This is a genomic window from Mesorhizobium captivum (assembly GCF_033977165.1).
GTDB classification, from domain to species: Bacteria; Pseudomonadota; Alphaproteobacteria; order Rhizobiales; family Rhizobiaceae; genus Mesorhizobium; species Mesorhizobium captivum.
In genome coordinates this window covers 1-545 of the sequence record NZ_JAVIJB010000141.1, presented here as the reverse complement: position 1 = coordinate 545, position 545 = coordinate 1, and the positions used below count along the sequence as shown (strand labels likewise).

The window sequence follows — 545 nt, the reverse complement described above, 5'->3', positions numbered from 1 at the left end:
GAGCAGCGAGTCCTCTCAGGCCTGAAGGAAAGGCTGGTCTCGGCCGATGCCGTGGCCGAGGCGGTCAGAGCCTATGCCCAGGAGACCAACCGCCTCAACCAGGAACGTCGCGCGCAAGGCGAACAGGATCGCAAGGCGCTCGACAAGATCGATCGCGCCATCGCCGGCATCATGGCCGCGATCGAGGATGGCCTGTACCAACCTTCGATGAAAGCAAGGATGGAAGACCTGGAGCGGCAGAAGGCGGAGGTCACCGCGTGCCTGGCAATGGCGCCCACTGACGTGCCCGACCTGCATCCCAACATCGCCAACCTCTACCGCAAGCGCGTGGAGCAGTTCACGCAAACGCTCGCCGACCACGAGGACGGACGTCGGGCCGCCGAAGCATTGCGCTCGTTGATCGGCGAGATCGTGCTCACGCCCGGCGACAAGCGTGGCGAGGTGCATGCCGAGCTAAGCGGCGAGCTGTTCGGCATCCTCAAATTCGCTAATCCCGAGCAAAATCAAAGGTTTGACGATGTTATGACAAAAGGGGTTGCGGGTCC

General features: G+C 62.6%; 1 pseudogene. It reads left to right on the top strand.

The features are described 5' to 3' along the window. Positions 1-51: 51 nt before the first annotated feature. Positions 52-545, top strand: a pseudogene (locus RFM40_RS33670) (recombinase family protein); the annotation flags it as partial.